The organism is Acinetobacter sp. GXMZU3951 (assembly GCF_054457875.1).
This window is the reverse complement of the sequence record NZ_JBTLFO010000008.1, coordinates 121,548-140,909: the sequence shown is the minus strand read 5'-3', so window position 1 is coordinate 140,909 and position 19,362 is coordinate 121,548. Positions and strand designations below refer to the sequence as shown.

Sequence of the window (19,362 nt, the reverse complement as noted above, 5' to 3'; positions counted from 1 at the left end):
TTTTTTAAACACGGGGTATTTGAGAAAGTTCAATGCCCCGTGTTTTATTTAGCATTTTTTAAATTCTTCCATTTTTCTGATGTTCAGACCAGTCCTACTGGCTGATCTTGAATAAAGGTTAAACTATGAAACCCGTAATTGCGCTCATTGGTCGTCCGAACGTCGGAAAATCAACCCTATTTAACCAGATTACCAAAAGCCGTGATGCTTTGGTGGCTGACTTCGCTGGTCTGACGCGCGACCGTAAATATGGCGATGCTGTTTATCAAAATAAATCATTTATCGTGGTCGATACTGGTGGTATTGGCGAAAATGAAGGTGGTATTGACTCCTACATGGCAGAGCAGTCTAAAACTGCGATTCATGAGGCGGATATCATTGTGTTTGTGGTGGATGCACGTGCAGGCTTATTGGCTTCTGACGAACAAATTGCACGTGAACTGCGTACTTTAGGTAAAAAAGTCTTCCTTGTTGCCAACAAAGTGGATGGTGTACATGCTGAAGCTGCCTTGGTTGAGTTTTATAAACTCGGTATGGGCGAACCATTGCAAGTGGCTGCGAGTCATGGTCGTGGCGTACAGCAAATGCTGGAAGACGTGTTGGCAGATGTGCCTGAAGATGAAAATCCAGAAGAGCATGATAAAAACACAGGCTTACGTCTCGCCATTATTGGTCGTCCGAACGTAGGTAAATCAACGCTAGTAAACCGTTTATTGGGTGAAGAGCGTGTGGTGGCGTTTGACCAGCCAGGTACGACGCGTGACTCAATTTATATTCCTTTCGAGCGTGATGGTCGTCAATATACGCTGATTGATACTGCGGGTGTACGTCGTAAAGGTAAGGTAGATGAAATGATCGAGAAATTCTCGATTGTCAAAACCTTGCAAGCCATGAAAGATGCACATGTGGTTGTGGTGGTGGTGGATGCTCGTGAAGGTATTGTAGAGCAAGACTTACACTTGATTGGTTATGCACTGGAAGCAGGGCGTGCCATGGTGATTGCGATCAACAAATGGGACAACATGTCTGAGTATGATCGTAAGCAATGTAAGCTAGATGTTGAACGTCGTTTTGATTTTATTCCTTGGGCAAAAATCCACTTAATTTCTGCACTGCATGGTACGGGTGTAGGGGAAATGTACCCATCAATCCACCGTGCTTATGAATCTTCACATTTGAAAGTTTCACCTGCCAAAATCACGCAAATTTTGAGCGATGCTGTAGAAGCACATCAACCACCAATGGTGGGCGGTCGTCGTATTAAAATGCGTTATGCGCATATGGGTGGACAAAATCCACCAACGATCGTAATTCACGGAAACAAAGTGGATAAAACCCCTGCGGATTACCGTCGTTATCTTGAGAATGTCTTCCGTCGTGTCTACAAACTGGAAGGTACGCCTGTACGTATTGAGTTTAAAACCTCTGAAAACCCATTTGAAGGGCGTAAGTCACAAGTGGATGAACGTACTGCTGCACGTAAACGTCGTTATGTTCAGAAGTTCAAAAAAGCAGAGAAGAAATTTAAGCGTTAAGCTGAAACTGACTGCAAGAATAGATCAGCCCAAAGTTAGCTTTGGGCTTTTTCTTTTGGGTTTATCACTTGAACTCTTTTAGAATGGGCAACAAAGCAAGGGGAGAGGTCTACTGTGGCGAAATGGATTCGGATCGAGGTGAGCCGTTTGGAACAACTGGTTCAGTTGCCTGAACATTTAGATCGAAAAGAGATAATTCAACAACAGAAACAGGCCATCTACCAGTTTCGCAATCAGTTGTTGGCGCAGCATGTACAAGGCGAGATTGAAAATGCTGATTTTGCCAAGACTGAATTTGGGAAGCCTTATCTGAGTGCTCACCCTGAGCTTGCCTTTAATCACAGCCATAGCCGAAAGCATTATGCCTTGGCGTATAGTAGCAATGTCGAGCATATTGGGGTGGATGTTGAAGATTTAGATCGAGCGGTACGTTTTGAGGCACTGGCACAGCATGCCTTTCATGCCGATGAGCTCAAGGCTTGGGCTGCTTCTGATTATTCCGCAGAATATTGGTTCAAAGTCTGGACCACCAAAGAAGCGGTATTAAAAGCATCAGGACTCGGGATTCGTTTAAGTTTAAATGAGTTGAATACACAGCTACATCCAAACCAGTTGGGGGGAATGTGCCAGCATCCAGCGATTGGTCATTTTGCTTATCAGAATTATGATTTGGGACACCTGATGTTAACTGTGGCTTGGCAGGCAGAACCGAGTTGTAGTGGTTTTCAGTGGCCACAGATTCAAATCAGGCAGCATTAAAAAAGCCCATCCGAGGATGAGCTTTGGCTTGAGTCTGTTGTTTAGGGATTAAGGAATTTCTTCCTCATCAAACTCAGGTTTGACTTGCACAATAAAGTCTTGACGGTTGAGACCACGCCATAGTGCAAATGCAGTACCAATATAAATTGAAGAATATGTCCCGACAAATACACCAATAAACATGGCAATTGAGAACCACTTCAGCCCATCACCACCTAAAATCATCATTGCGACGACGACCAGTAATAGGGTCATAGAGGTATGAATGGTACGACGCAAGGTTTCAGTCAAGGCAATATTGACGATTTCCAGTGGCTCTGCACCGCGAATTTTACGGAAGTTTTCACGAATACGGTCGGATACTACGATGTTATCGTTGAGTGAGAAACCGATAAGTGCCAATACAGCTGCCAACACGGTTAAGTCAAATGGCCACTGCATCATGGCGAAAATACCAATGGTTACCACCACGTCGTGGAATAACGATAGTACTGCACCCATCGCCAGCTTGAACTCAAAGCGAATGGTGACGTAAATCAGCATCAGGATGAGGGCAAGCGCCACAGCACCCGCAGAACGCACATATAGCTCGTTCCCGACCTGTCCACCTACCACATCGACCTTGTGTACCGTTACAGTATTATTCGGCAACTGAGCCGCTTTGGTGATGGCATTATTCAGGTCGTCTACCGCCAGTTCTTGCGGAGGCATACGCACCAGAAGGTCTTTGTTACTGCCTAGCGTCTGCACAACAGCATCTTGGAAACCTGCTTGTTCCAAAGCTTGTACCACAGCGGCCTGATTGGCTGGCTGCGCATAGTTCAACTCGGCAGAAATACCACCTGTAAAGTCCAAACCTAAGTTCAGACCACGGGTCACAATAAAGAAAATACTGGCAATGGTCAGAATGATGGAGAAAATTGCCGCTGGTTTGGCAATTTTCATAAAGTGAATTACTTTTTCATCATCTGGGCGACCATATTGTTTTGAATTAGGTTGAGTCATGTCAGTCATCATTGATCTCCTTAAATGCTCAACTTTTTCAAGTCGCGTTTTTTGCCATAAATGAGTTGGACAATTGCACGTGTAACTGTAATGGCAGTAAACATCGAGCAGATAATACCGATCATCAAGGTTACAGCGAAGCCTTTAATTGGACCTGTACCGATAGCAAAGAGAATGAAAGCAACCAAGAAGGTGGTCAAGTTCGAGTCTAAAATGGTGTTATAGGCTCGGTCATAACCTGCAATAATGGCTTGCTTCGGAGAAGCCCCCCATTTGATTTCCTCCCGTATTCGCTCACAGATCAGAACGTTGGCATCGACCGCCATACCAATGGTGATGACGATACCCGCAATACCTGGCAAGGTCAGAGAAGCTCCAATCCAAGACATGACGGTTAAAATCATGGCCAAGTTGAATACTAGGGCGAAATTCGCGATTAAACCGAACAGACGGAAGAACACCACCATCCAGATTGCCACGAGTAAGAAGCCGATTTGTGTTGATAACACGCCTTTATCAATGTTTTCTTGACCCAGACTCGGACCAACGACACGCTCTTCCACAAAGTACATTGGTGCAGCCAAGGCACCTGCACGTAACATCAAGGCCAATTCAGCCGCTTCTTGTGGCGAATCTAGACCCGTGATACGGAATTGAGAGCCCAGTACCGCCTGAATGGTCGCAGCATTAATGACCACAGACTCTGCATATGGTGTACGAACTTCAGTTTGTGCGCCAGTTTTCGGGTCAGTGACGTAGTTGATCTTCTGTTTATTTTCAATAAACAACACGGCCATACGTTTGCCAACAGCATTACGCGTTGCATCCGCCATTAACTTACCACCGGCACTGTCGAGGGTAATATTAACTTCAGCACCCCCAGTGTCTTGGCTAAAGCCAGAAGAGGCATTTTGAACACGTTCACCAGTCAGAATACGGTTACGGTTCAAGAGTAATTCACGACCACTGTCTAATGACTGGTAAGCAAATACTTCTGTACCAGGAGGGAGTGGTTGACCATTGGATTTACCCGTATACGGATCGATATATTGGTCATTTTGGTCAGATACAAGACGGAATTCGAGGTTTGCAGTACGTCCTAGAACACGTTTTGCTTCAGCTGTATCCTGTACACCCGGGAGTTCAACCACAATACGGTTATTCCCTTGGGTTTGTACCAAGGCTTCTGCAACACCTAACTCATTAATACGGTTACGTAGCGTGGTTAAGTTCTGATTGACCGCATAGGATTGAATTTCCTGTTTGCGCGCATCGGTATAGGTCAGGCGCAAGCTGGCGCCAGTATCCGTTGCAACGGCTTGCTGAGCAAATTCAGTATTATTGCTACGCAAGAAATCCATCACTGCATCACGGTCTGTGTTGTTGGCAAATTGCAGGGTGATGGTATTGTTATTCAATGAAAGACTATTGAATTTCAATTTATTATCACGCAATTGGCGACGTAGATCGGTTGCAGAGGTTTCCATACGCTGACTAATGGCTTTGTCCATATCCACTTCAAGTAGGAAGTGAACACCGCCACGTAAGTCCAAACCAAGCTTCATTGGTTTTGCACCAATTTTTTGCAACCACTCCGGTGTGGTTGGCGCAAGGTTTAATGCGACAACGTAATTGTCGCCCAGACCACGGCGTAATGCATCTTTGGCTTTTAACTGAGCTTCAGATGAATCAAGACGAAGTAATGCGGCATTATTGGTAAAGCTGTTGTCATGCGTTGCAATATTTTCGCTTTTTAAAATTTGCTCTGCTTTTTGTATGATGCTTTGGTCAATTTGAGTACCAGCTTTGGCACCTGAAATTTGAACAGCAGGTTCATCAGGATACAAACTTGGCAGGGCATATAATGTACTGATAACAAGAACAACAAGAATCAGTAGATATTTCCATGCTGGGTAACGCATTTGTTTTCTTCTTAAAATGAAAAAGTCGTGCGAGGTGCACGACTATTTTTTGATTAAAGGTTATTTAATGTGCCTTCAGGAAGAACTGAAATCACACTTGCGCGTTGAATTTTTACTTCTACACCGCGGTTTAACTCAACCACTGCAAAATCACCTTCAATTTTAGTAATTTTACCCATTAAGCCGCCAGCAAAAACAACTTCACTGCCTACACCTAAGCTTTCGACTAAAGAGCGATGCTCTTTAGCACGCTTCGATTGTGGACGCCAAATGAGGAAGTAAAAAATTGCGACGAATACCGCAATCATGAGTAAGTTAGCCATCAGGCTAGGTTGTTGTGCAGCTTCACCTGCCGCGTGAGCAGTAGAAATAAAAAGGCTCATTTCAATTTCCTAAACAATAAAATTGGTATCAATTTGATAATAAAAAAGACTTGATCAGCAATTTACCTTGTCTTTTTCTTCAGCGCAAATGCTGAAAGAATTAATCTTGCGGACAAGGTGGTACTTCTAGACCACGACGTTGGTAAAAGTCTTCCACAAAGGCATCAAAAGTCCCGTTATCAAGGGCATTTCGAATATCTTGAGTGAAGCGTTGGTAGTAACGCAGGTTATGAATGGTACCGAGCATTGAGCCCAACATCTCGCCACATTTTTCTAAATGGAATAAGTAGGCACGCGTGAAGTTTTTGCACGTGTAGCAATCACAATGCGGATCAAGCGGTTGCTGGTCATGACGGTACTTACTGTTACGGATACGGACTAGACCATCAGTGACAAAATAATGTCCATTACGTGCATTACGGGTTGGCATCACGCAGTCAAACATATCTACGCCACGACGGATCCCTTCAACGATGTCTTCCGGTTTACCGACGCCCATAAGGTAGCGCGGTTTATCCGCAGGCATTTTCACAGGCAGATAATCTAGGACTTTGATCATCTCTTCTTTCGGCTCACCCACGGATAAACCGCCAATGGCATAACCGTCAAAGCCAATGTCGAGCAAACCAGTTAAAGATTCTTCGCGGAGGTCTTCATACATACCGCCCTGAATAATACCAAACAAGGCATTGTTATTTTTTAACTCATCATGGTGATGGGTTTTACAACGCTTTGCCCAACGTAAAGAAAGCTGTAATGATTTTTGCGCTTCTTCATGGGTTGCAGGATAAGGGGTACACTCATCAAAAATCATGACGATGTCTGAATTTAGGGTCTTTTGAATCTCCATTGAAATTTCAGGAGACAAGAACACTTTAGAGCCATCAATCGGTGAGCGGAAGGTCACGCCTTCTTCTTTAATCTTGCGCATCGCACCTAGACTAAAAACTTGGAAGCCGCCTGAGTCGGTTAAAATAGGTTTATCCCATTTCATGAACTCATGTAAGCCACCATGCGCTTCAATTACGTCTAAACCCGGACGCAAATAAAGATGAAAGGTATTGCCTAAAATAATTTGTGCTTGGATGTCTTCGACATCTCGCGGCAACATGCCTTTTACAGTGCCATAGGTCCCGACAGGCATAAACACCGGTGTCTCTACCACGCCATGTTCCAGCGTTAAGCGGCCACGGCGAGCACGCCCTGACTGCGCTAGTTTTTCAAACTTCATACAAATTCCAAATCAAGGCGAAAAAACAGTTCGCTGATTGTTCGAGCTAAAAAGAGGGCTATTTTCCTTGATTCTGCGACTAAACGCCAGTTTTGTGATGTATTGATCTGTTAAATCAGATGCACAACAAAAAATAAAAAACTTAGAGTTGTTGTGATTTGTGTCACATAAAATCTTGTTTGGTAATGTTTTGTTTCTTTTTTACCCACAAATGGTGATTAAATTAAGCATAACTTTAGTATTTACTGCTTTTTTATACTGAAAATGTGTTCCTAGGGGTGGGGGTATGAGTGAGCTTAAAGAGTGGGAGTTTTATAAAACACTGCTTGAAACGACCAATGCAATACCATGGCAAATAAATTGGGAGACCAAAGAATTTAGTTATATTGGACCGCAAATTGAAACATTGCTGGGATGGCCGCAAGACAGCTGGAAATCGGCACAGGATTGGATAGATCGAATGCATCCCGATGACCGGGAAAAAACGGTGGGGATGTGTATTCATTTGTCTGATGAAGGCACAGATCATGAAGCGGATTATCGTGCCTTAACTCAAGATGGGGGATATGTCTGGATCCGCGATGTGGTGCATGTTATCCGCGAGCAAGGCCGAACCATTGCCATTATTGGCTTCATGTTTGATATTTCTGAACGCAAGCACATGGAACTCGAGCTTGAGGAGCTGAATAAAAAGAATCAGGAATTATTATTGCAAGATGCCTTGACTCAAGTAGCCAATCGTAAAGCACTGAATGAACGTATCGAGCATGAGTTTAAGCGTGCCCAGCGTAACCAGCGGCCTTTGTCGGTGCTATTTATTGATATTGACCACTTTAAGCAATATAACGATGTGCATGGGCATTTGCAGGGCGATCAGTGCTTAATTGCCGTGGCTCAACTCTTGAAGACCATGTTCAGTCGTGCCTATGATTTTGTGGCACGGTTTGGTGGGGAAGAGTTTGTGGTGATTTTGCCGGAAACCACTTTGGATGATGCGGTCATGTTGGCTGAACGTTTCCGTAAAGCGGTTCCGCATTTGACGATTCCAAGTGTAGCCTCAGATCAGTTGGCAGATGTGACGGTGAGTATCGGGGTCAATACCCACGGTGCGACTCAGCAGTATTTAAATGTTTCAAGCTTTTTACAGTCAGCAGATCAATTGTTGTATCAAGCCAAAACCGAAGGGCGTAATCAGGTTCGTTATTTGTCTTAATGGTACGCTATTTTAGCCCGATCACAGATAGATGCTGTGATCGGGCTTTTTCGTTTCAGTCTTAAAAATTTGGACGATAATCAAAATTTTGCATCGCGATATGGTCGCGGAATGGACGAATAGCTTTTTTACCTATGGTCATGGTATTGACGATATTGTTGGGAAAAACTTGAATATGGTTGTTAAATAATTCGACATTGCGATTAAAAATGGTAATCGCGGCACCGACATTTTCATTCTGTTCTTCAATTTCATTCATCATTTTGAGATAAATTTCATTGGCTTTTAGTTCAGGATAGTTTTCGACCACCACATTGAGACTGCGCATCAGCTCTTTATTCAGGTTTTCAATGTGTTGTAACTGAGAGACATCGGCATTATTCAGATTTAGATTTAGAATGTTCTGGCGCAGTTCAGTCACTTTTTCCAGTGTGCCTTTTTCAAAACTGGAATATTGTTCAACCAATGGGGTGAGGGCATCTAAAATTTTGATTTTTTGGCGCTCATAACTGGCCACATCGGACCACGCACGAATGGTGGCATTGTAATGACGGACAATATTGTTACGAATCCAAATGGTCGCTACTATCGCCAAGATAATCAGCAACAGAAAAATAAATAGCCCCATGTTGCGCCCCCAAGTGTCTATGTAGTGTTATGAATGTTATTTTAAAAACTGTAATAGATCAGATTTTAACTGTTCTAGATGAGGTAGTTTAAACGTGCGTAAGTGACCACGTAAACTGGAAATATCTTGAATATTTTCCGCTTTGCTGGAAATTTTAAACAAATCATGCGGTCCAAGATAGCACAGGACATTACTTTCAGGATGGAACAGGAGGTCGCCAGAACGATACTGAAAAAAATCCGCGATGCGTAGAACGGTTGCAGGGGTCAACATTTTCGCCAGTTGCATCTGATCGCACCCATATATTTTCAATCGTTGGTTGGTCTGAATATCACTGGTCTGCCAAGCAAATGAATAGGGGTAGCCAAAGGATTTGCTCGCAGTGGTAATCGCTAATCCAGGCATTTCAATGTCAAAGACAAAAACGCCCCATAAATCACGATGAACTTCTTGAACTTTAACTTGATTGCCATCTTTGTCTTTCATTCGGATTTCATTGACAAAATGATATTGAAAAACTAAAACCTGATGCGCTTTATGCTGCTCATCCATCCACACCGTACTGGCATAGATAGGAAAATCATTGGCCACTGAACCTTGATCAAACAAGGGAAATAAACGTTTTAAGTGTGCAATAAATAAGACTGGGTTTAAGGGAATCGATATATGTTGCGGTTGGCGGTGGTAAGCCAACTGATATTTTTGTGCAATGGTTTGCTGTTCTAGATAGTCGATGACTTCTTCAATTGGGTCATCATTTTCATAACAGATAAAGGCCCAAAACAGCATCAGTATGCCGAAAAATAAACAACTTTGAGCCCACAGACTACTGGGTTCTATCAGAATAGCGAAGCTTAATACGGCACTTGTCATCCCAAGTAAAATGGGTAGTGCATTATCAAATTTTAAGGTGATCGGTGCATTCCAAGGATGTAAGCCATCAAGAATTTGTTGATGGCTCTGGGCTTGCCGTCCCACATCCCAAAGCCGTGCGATATTGTGAAACACCACCTTGTTTTTTTTTCGGCGGATATGAATGGAATGTTGCACAGTCTCGAGCGGCATAAGGGAAAGCGATCCTTGGCGTGATTATCCTGTAAAGCGGTCAATCAACATTGCATCGCCGTAGCTGAAAAAGCGATATTGTGCAGCAACTGCATGTTGATAGGCATTTAGAATATTGTCGCGATTAGACAGTGCAGAAACCAACATTAACAAGGTTGATTCTGGCAAGTGGAAGTTGGTAATTAAACGGTCGACCACTTTAAAGTCATAACCCGGATAAATAAAAATTTGTGTGTCGCCCACCCAAGCCGCCAGTTCTCCACCATGGGCTTGTGCTGCACTTTCCACGGCACGGGTTGCGGTGGTGCCGACAGCAATCACTTTATTGCCACGTGCTTTGGTTTGACGAATCAGTTCAACCGTTGCAGCAGGAACATCGCACCATTCGCTATGCATGATATGGTTGGCAATATCATCGGTACGCACAGGCAGGAATGTTCCCGCACCCACGTGAAGGGTCACAAAAGCTTTGCTGATGCCTTTGGCTTCAAGTTTTTCCAGTAAAGCTTGATCAAAGTGTAAGCTGGCCGTTGGTGCTGCAACGCTCGCAAGCTTGGTTGGATCATTAAAGACCGTTTGATAGCGCTCAGTATCAATTGCTTCCGCTTCGCGGTTAAAATATGGGGGAATTGGTAACTGACCACAGCGATCCAAGACATCTAGAATCGGCTGAGAAAATTCAACAATAAACAGATTCTCATGGCGACCTTGAACCGTGACTTTAATTTCTTCTGCACCAATAAATAGCTCTGCACCCGCTTTCGGTGAATTGCTGGCTTTAATATGGCAATGCGCGATATGGGCATCTTGCAGACGCTCAACCAGAACTTCAACGGCTCCGCCTGTGGCACGTTTCCCTTTGAGTCGCGCTTTCATGACTTTGGTGTCATTCAAAATCAGCAAATCACCAGCATCGAGTAAATCTAGAATATCGGTAAATTGATGATCGTGATACTGACCTTGTGCATCTAAATGCAGTAAGCGGGATGCACTGCGGGTATCTAAAGGGTATCGAGCAATCAGCTCATCAGGGAGATCAAAATTGAAGTCAGAAAGTTGCATGACACATTTCGCTAAAAAAACTGCCTGTAGTATATGCTTTTTTTCATTTTTTAGTCGAAATTGGTTAAATAACAATCTAAAAAAAGCATTCTGTTTTAAAAGTAACCAAATGCAATGATTGGGCGTTGACAAGTTTTTGAAACAGGTTAATATACGCATCAACAACCTCTCCCGAGGTGGTGAAATTGGTAGACGCGGCGGACTCAAAATCCGCTGTCAGAGATGACGTGTCGGTTCGAGTCCGACCCTCGGGACCATATATTAAAAAGCCCTCAAGCATATTAAGACTTGGGGGTTTTTTTATTGCCTAAGATTTATTGTATTCAATTGCCATTTTCTTTTTTAGTAAACTTCTTTTGCTTTAGATTGCGCTGTTAAGGGGGTATTTTATAGCTGAAGATAAAATAAATTGGTAAAGAAAAATGAATAAGAAAATTATTTGGTTGGTTGTTGGGTTGATGTTGGTATTTATCGGCTATTTATATGCTTCGCCTTATCTGGTGTTGAATAGCATAAAAAATGCGGCCCAAGCAGGGGATAGTGCCAAAGTTTCTCAATATATTGATTATCCAAGTGTACGGCAAAGCTTAAAAGAGCAGATAAATACCCACATGCTTCAAGAAATCGGCGTGAATGAACGAGGTAACTTGGCGGGGTTGGGGCAAATGCTAGCGTCATCACTCATGGATAAAATGATCGATATAGTGGTAACACCAGAGGGGATGACAATGCTCTTGCAAGGGCGGGATCTGAAAGAGGTGTATCGAAGTAACGTCGATCATGAAACTGCTGACATCAAACAACAACATAAGCCGCAATATAAAGCAGGATATACTTCTTGGCAGAATTTTGAAGTTAAGATTCAAGCTTTAGATACTTCCAAAGCAGTCAAAATCATGATGATTCGTGAGGGATTAAGTTGGAAAGTGCAGAAAGTTGTTGTTCCCTTGTAGTTGTTCAGATTGAGTTAGTAAGTAGATGTTTGGCAAGCAAAAAATACAGCATGAGCGTAAAAGTCCCTTAAAAATGCTAATAGTCGTCGGATTGGTTGCTGCGGCTTTATTGGCGAGTGCGGGTATATTTTATTATTACGTTATTTTTGCGCCTAGGCTTGAACAGCAAAAGTTTGATTTACAACAGCAACAAATTAAGCAAAAGCAAGAAGAGCAAAATGCACTCAAGAAAAAACAATGGCAGATGGAACAACGCAAGCAGCATTATCAAAATTGTATCAATGATGCTGATCAGGTGTATTCCAATGATTGGGCAAATACATGCCAACGACTTGTGGAACAAAGTCAGAATGATTTGGAAAATTGCCTGAAAGATCCTAGTGTGATGCTTAATCCTTTTAAGGGGGAGTCTTACTGTCTCAAAATAGTTGGAAATACTGAATTTAATCCAGATTGTGAATTGCCGGTAGAGCTTGCAGAACAATTGGAAAGAAATCGAGCGCAACGTAAAGAAGCCTGTGCAAGCGATGCTCAAAATATAGTATTCGAGTAAACCCTATTCAATCCGAAATATTTGAATAGATGAGATGCTCGATTCGGGTATGTGGTGTATTGAAGAGCGTGGCATTGATTGATGCTCACTATAGGGTTAACAGACCTAAAGTTTTATAATTGTCATGGGTTGGCAAAATATTAAATATAAATGGACGAGAGCAGAAGAAACATATTTGACGCTTTGAAGCTTCAATCTCTTGATCTACACTCCGTTTAAATAAAGAATTTAGATAATTGACTGAACATCATGTTAAGAAATAATCATTGAAGTAAATTGCATAATTAGGTCATATGTATAAATCTATTTTTTATATTGAGTTAAAATTGATGCTAAATTTGAATCAATTATAGAAAAGCAGTTTGCTACAATCGCGCATTCTTTCAAACTATTCAAAATAGATAAAGAATTTAAAATACATAAAGGGGTGCGGTTTGAAGGTTGAAGTTGCGGGTACTGTTTTGACGTTGATCTTGTTTGCGGGATTGGTCTGGATTGGGCGTAAAAAGCTCAAGCATGAGATGCATGTTGCATGCCCAACAGGTCTAACGGAACAAGCGACAAGTGCTGTGGAACAGGAGTCTGAATGTCTTTGTGAGCCGTGTAAAACCCTTGAGATTTTATATCAAAATTCTAAGGGGCAAATGACCATTCGAGATATTGATGTCATTCGAGTCTATCAAGAAAACCAGCAATGGTATGTCGAGGCATTCTGTCATTTACTTACAGAACAACGTATTTTTAAGGTTGATCAAATTAAATGTCTGAAATGTCCTAAGCATTGTTCACGTTTAATTAATTCCACTGAAATTTTGGAATATTTAACCAAGCATATTTCTTTTTAAGCTCAGTTTTATTCGACTGAGGTGGAAGTTTGTTTGTTATTTGAAAAGACTGCATTTCTTTATATATACGATGTAAAAAATCTTATTAAGTTTGATTCTCTTTGTGTGATCGGAAATTCATTCTTGTGAATACAGAAGCAAGTTTTTGAATTGAAAATTGAGATTAGATACATCTGAAAAATATAAAAAAACCAAGACTGTTTATCTAAACAATCTTGGTTTTTTGTACTCAAGATTAAGCTTGAGCAGGTGCTTTCGCTAAAACTTCAGCCATAGCTTTGGCAACCACATAAACATTGTTCATGTTTAAGCCTGCAACACAGATACGACCGCTACGCACTAAGTAAATTGCATAGTCTTCACGTAAAGTATCCACTTGTTCGCCAGTTAAGCCGGTGTAGCTAAACATGCCTTTTTGTTCAACCAAGTAGTTGAAGTCATAGTCTGGAAGTGCTTTGCTGAGTTCATCTTTCAAAATACGACGCATTTTAATAATACGTTCACGCATTTCTTTGACTTCGTTTTGCCATTGTTGATTTAACGCAGCGTCATTTAAAACTTGGTCAACCAACCATGCACCTGTTGTTGGTGGGCTTGAGTAGATACGACGTACAGTCGCTTTAAGCTGACCGAAAGTGCATTGTGCAGAAGCTGCATCGTCACATACAAAAGTCAAACCGCCAACGCGCTCACCATAAAGTGAGAAAATCTTAGAGAATGAATTGCTGACAATGAAGTTCAGACCCGCTTGATCTAAAGCACGAATCGCATAAGCATCTTGTTCCATGCCTTCGCCAAAACCTTGGTAAGCGATATCCAAGAATGGAATAAGATTACGTGCTTTTAATACTTCAATCACTTGATCCCATTGTGCAGGTGTTAAATCGGCACCTGTTGGGTTGTGGCAGCAAGGGTGTAACAATACAATGCTTTGCTCAGGCAATTGTTGTAAGCAAGACAACATGCCATCAAAGTCTACACCGCGTGTTTCCGCGTCGAAGTAAGGGTAGAAATGCGTTTTTAAGCCCGCGCCATTAAAGATAGCAACGTGGTTGTCCCAAGTTGGTTGGCTCACCCAAACTTCAGAATTCGGGAAGTAATTTTTTAAGAAGTCTGCACCGACTTTCAGTGCACCAGAACCGCCTAAAGTTTGGATGGTCACAGCACGACCGCTTTGTACTGCTGGGCTATTTTCACCGAACAACAAGGCTTGAATCGCATCGCGGTAAGGTTTGAAACCTTCCATTGGCAAATACAATTTGGTTTTGCTTTGTTGTGGCTCAAGACGCTTTTGCGCTTCCATGATTGTTTCAAGCTGAGGCACAATACTGTCTTCGTTGTAGTAAAGACCAATACTTAAATTTACTTTACCTTCACGTGGATCGGTATTGAACTGTTCCATAAGCGACAAAATTGGGTCGCCTGCATAAGGAGGGATATGTTGAAACATTAAAAAATCCTTGTTTGTTGCAGCTAGGGTCAAACTGTTCGCGCTTCACTTCGACCAGTCATCAATGGTGATAACTTAAGCCGATTCGCATGAGATTTGCAAGACCAGATTCATGCTAGGCGAGTCTGGTCTTAGATGGGGGAATTTACGGATTATTCAATAGTCTTATTTAAAAGAACTATCGGGGTTGAGGATGAACGCGGCATCTTCAGTTTTATGTTTACGTTGCTTGATGAAATACGCCAAACTCAGGCAGCCAATCCAAGCAGGAATCATATACACGGCAACACGCATATCCGGGGTCAGGCTCATAATTACCAAAATACCCAACATGAATGCAATGCACAGATAGTTGGTAAATGGATAAGCCAAACTTGGGAATAAGCTGGTTTTTTGTTGCTGTTGCATGCTTTGACGGTACTTTAAATGCGTAATGGAAATAACCACCCAGTTAATCACAATCGCAGCCACCACCAACATCATCAGTAAACCAAAGGCTTTTTCAGGGAACATGTAGTTCAATAGCACACACAGTGCCGTCACCAAAGCTGAAATTAGAACAGCATTAACGGGAATACCGCGTTTATTAATTTTCTTTAAGAATTGTGGGGCATTGCCTTGTTCAGCCAAGCCTAGCAACATACGGCTACTGCAATAGCTGGTTCCATTATAGACCGATACTGCGGCAGTCAAAATCACAAAGTTTAAAGCAGTGGCAACACCATGGCTGTCTAGCGATGCAAAGACCATCACAAACGGGCTACCGCCTTGTGCCATTTGATTCCATGGGAACAGGGCTAACAACACCGCCAAGGTTAAGATATAGAAAATCAGAATACGGTAGATAATCTGGTTAACCGCTTTCGGTAAAGTTTGTTGCGGATCACGTGCTTCTGCCGCGGTAATGCCGAACAGTTCAATCCCACCAAAGGCAAATACAATTGCGGCCATTGCCATGACTAAGCCACTGACACCATTTGGAAAAAATCCACCCAAGGCCCACAGGTTGCTAATTGCTGCTTGTGAACCGGCACTGCCTGTTGCCAATAAATACGAACCAAAGCCAATCATGGCAACAATGGCGGCAATTTTGATAATTGAAAACCAAAACTCCATTTCACCAAAGAGTTTCACGTGGAGTAAGTTAATGACATTAATCAGAATAAAGAAGCCGAGTGCCGACATCCACGTCGGAATTTCAGGCCACCAGTATTGGACGTATAAACCGACTGCACTGAGTTCGGCCATACAGACCAAAACATTCAGTACCCAATAATTCCAACCCGACATGAAGCCAGCAAAGCGGCCCCAATATTTATTGGCAAAATAACTAAAAGAACCGCTCACAGGCTCTTGTACCACCATTTCACCGAGTTGACGCATCATAAAAAAGGCAATTAAACCTGCAATCGCATAACCCAGAATCACTGAAGGTCCTGCAAGTTTAATGGATTGAGCAATACCGAGGAATAACCCAGTACCGATTGCACCGCCTAGGGCAATCAGCTGGATGTGACGGTTGGATAAACCGTGCTTAAGCTGGCCGTGTTCATTGTGTGACATATGATTGTTCTCATCCTTGTCGCGTAATTATTTCCTAATAAATTACGAATATCATAAATTGATTAAAAAATAATATACAAGTGAAACGTCTAATTATTTTTAATTCTCTTTAAAAATTAAAAATTTAGCCGTGGTGTTGCATGCGGTGTTTTCTACGTTTTCATCCTTTTTTCGCAGAAATGCACCAAAGGTGGGCAAATATTGTAGCGTGTTGAACAGGCTTTTCTAGTTCAAACTGCTGCTTAAAACAGCAGTTAGATTAGCGGGATCAGAATATTCTTTGTACGAATAAGTTCATAAATTATGAATAAAGTAATTAAATTATATATTGCGTAATTTTTTAAATTCAGTATGATGAAATCTAGTGAGACAAACTGTTGTTGGTTTATTTGGCGATATATTTTTAATAAGTTTATGATTTTAAATATATATGTTTAAATTTTTGGCGACAGTTCTGTTGATTAAGTCGAGAAAATAACAAGGATGGCATCACGATGAACGCACAATTGAGCTGTTTTATTCCCGTTCCCGCAGATTCAGATTTCACAATTCATAATTTACCCTACGGCATTTTTAGTCGTACACCAGAGGGTGAACGTCGCGTTGGTGTGGCGATTGGAGAGTGGATTTTAGACCTCGCGGCATTAGAACAAGCGGGTCTGTTGCGTTTAAGTGAGCATGAACACTATTTCAATCAACCGAGTTTGAATAAGTTCATTGAGTCCGGTCAGTCAAACTGGCATAAAGTGCGTCAGCAATTGCAACATCTGTTGGCGATTGAAAACCCTGTATTACAGCACGATCATGCCCTTCAGCAGCAGGTGCTGTATAAACAGCAAGATGCCATCATGCATTTACCAGTTCAGATATCGGGCTATACCGATTTCTATTCTTCTAAAGAGCACGCCACCAATGTCGGTTGCATGTTCCGTGATCCTAAAAATGCTTTATTGCCGAACTGGAGTGAATTACCTGTTGGCTATAACGGGCGTGCCAGCTCTGTCGTCGTAAGTGGCACAGATGTGGTTCGACCATCTGGGCAAATTAAACTGCCTGAGCAAAGCCGTCCGATTTTTTCTGCGACACGTAAACTGGATTTTGAGCTGGAAACCGCTTTTATTGTAGGTAAGCCGAGCCGTTTAGGTCAGCCTATTCATATTGATGATGCGGAAGCCCATATTTTTGGCATGGTGCTCCTCAATGACTGGTCGGCGCGTGATATTCAGCAATGGGAATACGTGCCTTTGGGTCCGTTTAATGCGAAAACCTTTGCCAGCGCTATTTCGCCGTGGGTTGTGACCATGCAAGCTTTGCAGCCATTTAAAGTGCAAGGTCCAGTACAAGAGCCACGTCCATTGGCTTATTTACAAGAAAATTCAGAAAGCAGCTATGACATTCAGCTTTCGGTGGAAATTCAAGCCGTACAAAGTGCGACAGCCGATGTGGTTTGTCAGACCAACTTTAAATATATGTACTGGTCAATGGCCCAGCAGCTGACGCATCACACCATTGCGGGCTGTAATATCAATGTCGGTGATTTAATGGGCTCGGGCACCATTTCAGGTTCGAGCAAAGATTCTTTCGGCAGTTTGTTAGAACTGACGTGGAACACCACTGCACCCTTAACTTTAGCCAATGGTGAGCAGCGTGGCTTCTTAGAGGATGGTGATACCGTCATTATGAAAGGACATGCCGAGAAAAACGGTATTCGGGTTGGCTTTGGTGAAGTACGCAATACCATTTTACCTGCCTTGAGTTTTGACTTTGCCGAAACAGCGCAGGCACAGCATGAAACTGTATAGCTATTTCCGTAGTTCGGCAGCCTTTCGGGTGCGCATTGCACTGCATTTAAAAGGCTTACCGTTCGAGACTCAGGCGGTGCATTTGCTCAAGCAGGGCGGTGAACAACATTCCGCAGACTATGCTGCGTTAAATCCGAGTGAGTTGGTGCCGACGCTGCTTGATCAAGAGCATGTGCTGACCCAGTCACTCAGTATTTTGGAATATCTCGAAGAAGCCTATCCTGAAACGGCCTTATTACCGAAAGATGTGCTGCAACGCGCACAGGTGCGTGCTTTTGCCTTGCAAATTGCTTGCGAGATTCATCCTTTGAATAATTTAAGAGTGTTGCAGTATTTGGAACACACGCTGGCAGTGGGAAATACGGAACGAACTGCATGGTATCAGCACTGGATTAAGCTTGGTTTTCACAGTCTGGAGCAGCAATTACAGCATTCCAATGGGCAGTATTGTTTCGGTACTTCACCGAGTTTTGCCGATTGCTGCCTGATTCCTCAAGTATATAACGCCAAGCGTTTCCAGATTGATTTAACGGAATATCCAAAAATCCAATCGATTTATATGCATTGTATGCAGCTCGATGCCTTCCAGCAGGCTGCACCAGAACAACAAGCTGATTGGGAATAAAACAGAAAAGGAGTTTGATTATGTGTTTTGCAATTAAAAAAATTCATCACGTGGCGTACCGTTGTAAAGATGCCAAAGAAACGGTGCAATGGTACAAAACCATGTTGAACATGGATTTTATTTTGGCATTTGCGGAAGATCATGTGCCATCGACCAAAGCCTTTGATCCTTATATGCACTTATTTTTAGATGCGGGTCAGGGCAATGTGTTGGCATTTTTTGAATTACCGACGCAGCCCGAGATGGGACGTGATGAAAACACCCCAGCATGGGTGCAGCATATTGCCTTTGAAGTAGAAGATTTAAACGCATTAATGGCCGCGAAAGCCCATTTAGAAGCGCATGGCGTGAAAGTTTTGGGCGTGACCAATCACGGTATTTTCCATTCGATTTATTTCTTTGATCCCAATGGTCACCGTTTGGAACTGACCTATAACGATGCCCATGCCGATGAAAAAATCGCACGTATTACCGAAGAAATGAAACTGGAAATGCTGGATGAGTGGAGCAAAACCAAACGTGCACCGCATCATACCCACTTTTTACATGAGGAAGAATTAGGCGCGTGATTGATGCATGTCATTTAAGCATGTCATTTTAGGTTTTACCCTTAACTGCATTTTGACCGAGTGCAGTTTTTTTTTCGTTTCGAATGCGGTAAAACCCAAGAATGAAACTTTGCTGGATTAAATTAAAAGATGATTTCAGTTTTTCCTAAATCTCAGGCATGATGTCACCGACCAATTTGTCCCTGTGTGGTTCGACAAA

18 protein-coding genes and 1 tRNA gene are annotated in these 19,362 nt (G+C 42.5%); 10 read left to right on the top strand and 9 right to left on the bottom strand.

What is annotated here, in order from left to right:
* Positions 1-125: 125 nt before the first annotated feature.
* Together der and ACX17N_RS12970 are read left to right on the top strand one after the other, a co-directional pair.
* Positions 126-1,535: a ribosome biogenesis GTPase Der gene (gene der, locus ACX17N_RS12975; RefSeq protein ID WP_458892992.1), complete on the top strand. Its 1,410-nt coding sequence runs from the start codon at positions 126-128 to the stop codon at positions 1,533-1,535.
* Between the two features lie 114 nt (positions 1,536-1,649).
* Positions 1,650-2,294 (top strand): 4'-phosphopantetheinyl transferase family protein, encoded by a 645-nt coding sequence (locus ACX17N_RS12970; RefSeq protein ID WP_458892991.1) that lies wholly within the window; start codon positions 1,650-1,652, stop codon positions 2,292-2,294.
* A gap of 48 nt (positions 2,295-2,342) precedes the next feature.
* Here the strand turns inward: ACX17N_RS12970 and secF are convergent, their stop codons facing one another.
* The 4 genes from secF to tgt form a co-directional block, all read right to left on the bottom strand.
* The gene (gene secF, locus ACX17N_RS12965) at positions 2,343-3,311 is read right to left on the bottom strand and encodes a protein translocase subunit SecF (RefSeq protein ID WP_458892990.1); all 969 of its coding nucleotides are present in this window, start codon (positions 3,309-3,311) and stop codon (positions 2,343-2,345) included.
* Between the two features lie 8 nt (positions 3,312-3,319).
* Positions 3,320-5,221, bottom strand: coding sequence for a protein translocase subunit SecD (secD, locus tag ACX17N_RS12960; RefSeq protein ID WP_458892989.1), 1,902 nt, complete (start codon positions 5,219-5,221; stop codon positions 3,320-3,322).
* A gap of 53 nt (positions 5,222-5,274) precedes the next feature.
* Positions 5,275-5,604, bottom strand: a complete 330-nt coding sequence (gene yajC, locus ACX17N_RS12955; protein ID WP_100242021.1) for a preprotein translocase subunit YajC — start codon at positions 5,602-5,604, stop codon at positions 5,275-5,277.
* A 100-nt stretch (positions 5,605-5,704) separates the two neighbouring features.
* The gene (tgt, locus tag ACX17N_RS12950; RefSeq protein ID WP_458892988.1) at positions 5,705-6,835 is read right to left on the bottom strand and encodes a tRNA guanosine(34) transglycosylase Tgt; all 1,131 of its coding nucleotides are present in this window, start codon (positions 6,833-6,835) and stop codon (positions 5,705-5,707) included.
* A gap of 286 nt (positions 6,836-7,121) precedes the next feature.
* Here tgt and ACX17N_RS12945 point away from each other — a divergent pair, with 286 nt between their 5' ends.
* Positions 7,122-8,048: a sensor domain-containing diguanylate cyclase gene (locus tag ACX17N_RS12945; protein ID WP_458892987.1), complete on the top strand. Its 927-nt coding sequence runs from the start codon at positions 7,122-7,124 to the stop codon at positions 8,046-8,048.
* Positions 8,049-8,109: 61 nt separating this feature from the next.
* Here ACX17N_RS12945 and ACX17N_RS12940 read toward each other — a convergent pair whose 3' ends face one another.
* Genes ACX17N_RS12940 through queA form a run of 3 tightly spaced genes read right to left on the bottom strand, consistent with a single transcriptional unit; the run spans position 8,110 to position 10,803 of the window.
* Complete coding sequence (locus ACX17N_RS12940; RefSeq protein WP_458892986.1) at positions 8,110-8,676, bottom strand: LemA family protein; 567 nt, start codon at positions 8,674-8,676, stop codon at positions 8,110-8,112.
* Positions 8,677-8,712: 36 nt separating this feature from the next.
* Positions 8,713-9,741 carry a hypothetical protein gene (locus ACX17N_RS12935; RefSeq protein ID WP_458892985.1) on the bottom strand — a complete coding sequence of 343 codons (1,029 nt, stop codon included), beginning with the start codon at positions 9,739-9,741 and terminating at the stop codon, positions 8,713-8,715.
* Positions 9,742-9,765: 24 nt separating this feature from the next.
* The gene (queA, locus tag ACX17N_RS12930) at positions 9,766-10,803 is read right to left on the bottom strand and encodes a tRNA preQ1(34) S-adenosylmethionine ribosyltransferase-isomerase QueA (protein ID WP_458892984.1); all 1,038 of its coding nucleotides are present in this window, start codon (positions 10,801-10,803) and stop codon (positions 9,766-9,768) included.
* Positions 10,804-10,973: 170 nt separating this feature from the next.
* Here queA and ACX17N_RS12925 point away from each other — a divergent pair.
* The 4 genes from ACX17N_RS12925 to ACX17N_RS12910 all read left to right on the top strand — a co-directional run bounded on the left by ACX17N_RS12925 (position 10,974) and on the right by ACX17N_RS12910 (position 13,154).
* Positions 10,974-11,060: transfer RNA gene (locus tag ACX17N_RS12925), tRNA-Leu, on the top strand.
* A 165-nt stretch (positions 11,061-11,225) separates the two neighbouring features.
* Positions 11,226-11,756 carry a DUF2939 domain-containing protein gene (locus ACX17N_RS12920; RefSeq protein ID WP_458892983.1) on the top strand — a complete coding sequence of 177 codons (531 nt, stop codon included), beginning with the start codon at positions 11,226-11,228 and terminating at the stop codon, positions 11,754-11,756.
* Between the two features lie 25 nt (positions 11,757-11,781).
* Entirely contained in the window at positions 11,782-12,309 is a 528-nt protein-coding gene (locus tag ACX17N_RS12915; RefSeq protein ID WP_458892982.1) for a hypothetical protein, read from the top strand.
* Positions 12,310-12,743: 434 nt separating this feature from the next.
* Positions 12,744-13,154 carry a WYL domain-containing protein gene (locus ACX17N_RS12910; RefSeq protein WP_458892981.1) on the top strand — a complete coding sequence of 137 codons (411 nt, stop codon included), beginning with the start codon at positions 12,744-12,746 and terminating at the stop codon, positions 13,152-13,154.
* A gap of 235 nt (positions 13,155-13,389) precedes the next feature.
* Here ACX17N_RS12910 and ACX17N_RS12905 read toward each other — a convergent pair whose 3' ends face one another.
* Together ACX17N_RS12905 and ACX17N_RS12900 are read right to left on the bottom strand one after the other, a co-directional pair.
* Positions 13,390-14,604: an amino acid aminotransferase gene (locus ACX17N_RS12905; protein ID WP_458892980.1), complete on the bottom strand. Its 1,215-nt coding sequence runs from the start codon at positions 14,602-14,604 to the stop codon at positions 13,390-13,392.
* Between the two features lie 165 nt (positions 14,605-14,769).
* On the bottom strand, positions 14,770-16,167 hold the full coding sequence (locus ACX17N_RS12900) for an amino acid permease (protein WP_458892979.1): 1,398 nt from the start codon (positions 16,165-16,167) through the stop codon (positions 14,770-14,772).
* A gap of 494 nt (positions 16,168-16,661) precedes the next feature.
* Here ACX17N_RS12900 and fahA point away from each other — a divergent pair, with 494 nt between their 5' ends.
* The 3 genes from fahA to ACX17N_RS12885 are packed head-to-tail and all read left to right on the top strand — an operon-like array spanning position 16,662 to position 19,163.
* Positions 16,662-17,969, top strand: a complete 1,308-nt coding sequence (gene fahA / locus ACX17N_RS12895; protein ID WP_458892978.1) for a fumarylacetoacetase — start codon at positions 16,662-16,664, stop codon at positions 17,967-17,969.
* Positions 17,956-18,594 (top strand): maleylacetoacetate isomerase, encoded by a 639-nt coding sequence (gene maiA / locus ACX17N_RS12890; protein ID WP_458892977.1) that lies wholly within the window; start codon positions 17,956-17,958, stop codon positions 18,592-18,594. Before fahA ends, maiA begins: the two co-directional genes overlap by 14 nt.
* Before the next feature lie 20 nt (positions 18,595-18,614).
* Entirely contained in the window at positions 18,615-19,163 is a 549-nt protein-coding gene (locus ACX17N_RS12885) for a VOC family protein (RefSeq protein WP_458892976.1), read from the top strand.
* The last annotated feature ends 199 nt before the right edge of the window (positions 19,164-19,362 follow it).

Excerpts from the sequence above, each read along its gene's own strand:
- ACX17N_RS12920 (WP_458892983.1), top strand. The coding sequence starts at position 11,226 with ATGAATAAGAAAATTATTTGGTTGGTTGTTGGGTTGATGTTGGTATTT.
- ACX17N_RS12905 (WP_458892980.1), bottom strand. The coding sequence starts at position 14,604 with ATGTTTCAACATATCCCTCCTTATGCAGGCGACCCAATTTTGTCGCTT.
- secF (WP_458892990.1), bottom strand. The coding sequence starts at position 3,311 with ATGATGACTGACATGACTCAACCTAATTCAAAACAATATGGTCGCCCA.
- ACX17N_RS12935 (WP_458892985.1), bottom strand. The coding sequence starts at position 9,741 with ATGCCGCTCGAGACTGTGCAACATTCCATTCATATCCGCCGAAAAAAA.
- der (WP_458892992.1), top strand. The coding sequence starts at position 126 with ATGAAACCCGTAATTGCGCTCATTGGTCGTCCGAACGTCGGAAAATCA.
- ACX17N_RS12915 (WP_458892982.1), top strand. The coding sequence starts at position 11,782 with ATGTTTGGCAAGCAAAAAATACAGCATGAGCGTAAAAGTCCCTTAAAA.
- secD (WP_458892989.1), bottom strand. The coding sequence starts at position 5,221 with ATGCGTTACCCAGCATGGAAATATCTACTGATTCTTGTTGTTCTTGTT.
- fahA (WP_458892978.1), top strand. The coding sequence starts at position 16,662 with ATGAACGCACAATTGAGCTGTTTTATTCCCGTTCCCGCAGATTCAGAT.
- tgt (WP_458892988.1), bottom strand. The coding sequence starts at position 6,835 with ATGAAGTTTGAAAAACTAGCGCAGTCAGGGCGTGCTCGCCGTGGCCGC.
- yajC (WP_100242021.1), bottom strand. The coding sequence starts at position 5,604 with ATGAGCCTTTTTATTTCTACTGCTCACGCGGCAGGTGAAGCTGCACAA.
- queA (WP_458892984.1), bottom strand. The coding sequence starts at position 10,803 with ATGCAACTTTCTGACTTCAATTTTGATCTCCCTGATGAGCTGATTGCT.
- maiA (WP_458892977.1), top strand. The coding sequence starts at position 17,956 with ATGAAACTGTATAGCTATTTCCGTAGTTCGGCAGCCTTTCGGGTGCGC.
- ACX17N_RS12940 (WP_458892986.1), bottom strand. The coding sequence starts at position 8,676 with ATGGGGCTATTTATTTTTCTGTTGCTGATTATCTTGGCGATAGTAGCG.
- ACX17N_RS12885 (WP_458892976.1), top strand. The coding sequence starts at position 18,615 with ATGTGTTTTGCAATTAAAAAAATTCATCACGTGGCGTACCGTTGTAAA.
- ACX17N_RS12900 (WP_458892979.1), bottom strand. The coding sequence starts at position 16,167 with ATGTCACACAATGAACACGGCCAGCTTAAGCACGGTTTATCCAACCGT.
- ACX17N_RS12945 (WP_458892987.1), top strand. The coding sequence starts at position 7,122 with ATGAGTGAGCTTAAAGAGTGGGAGTTTTATAAAACACTGCTTGAAACG.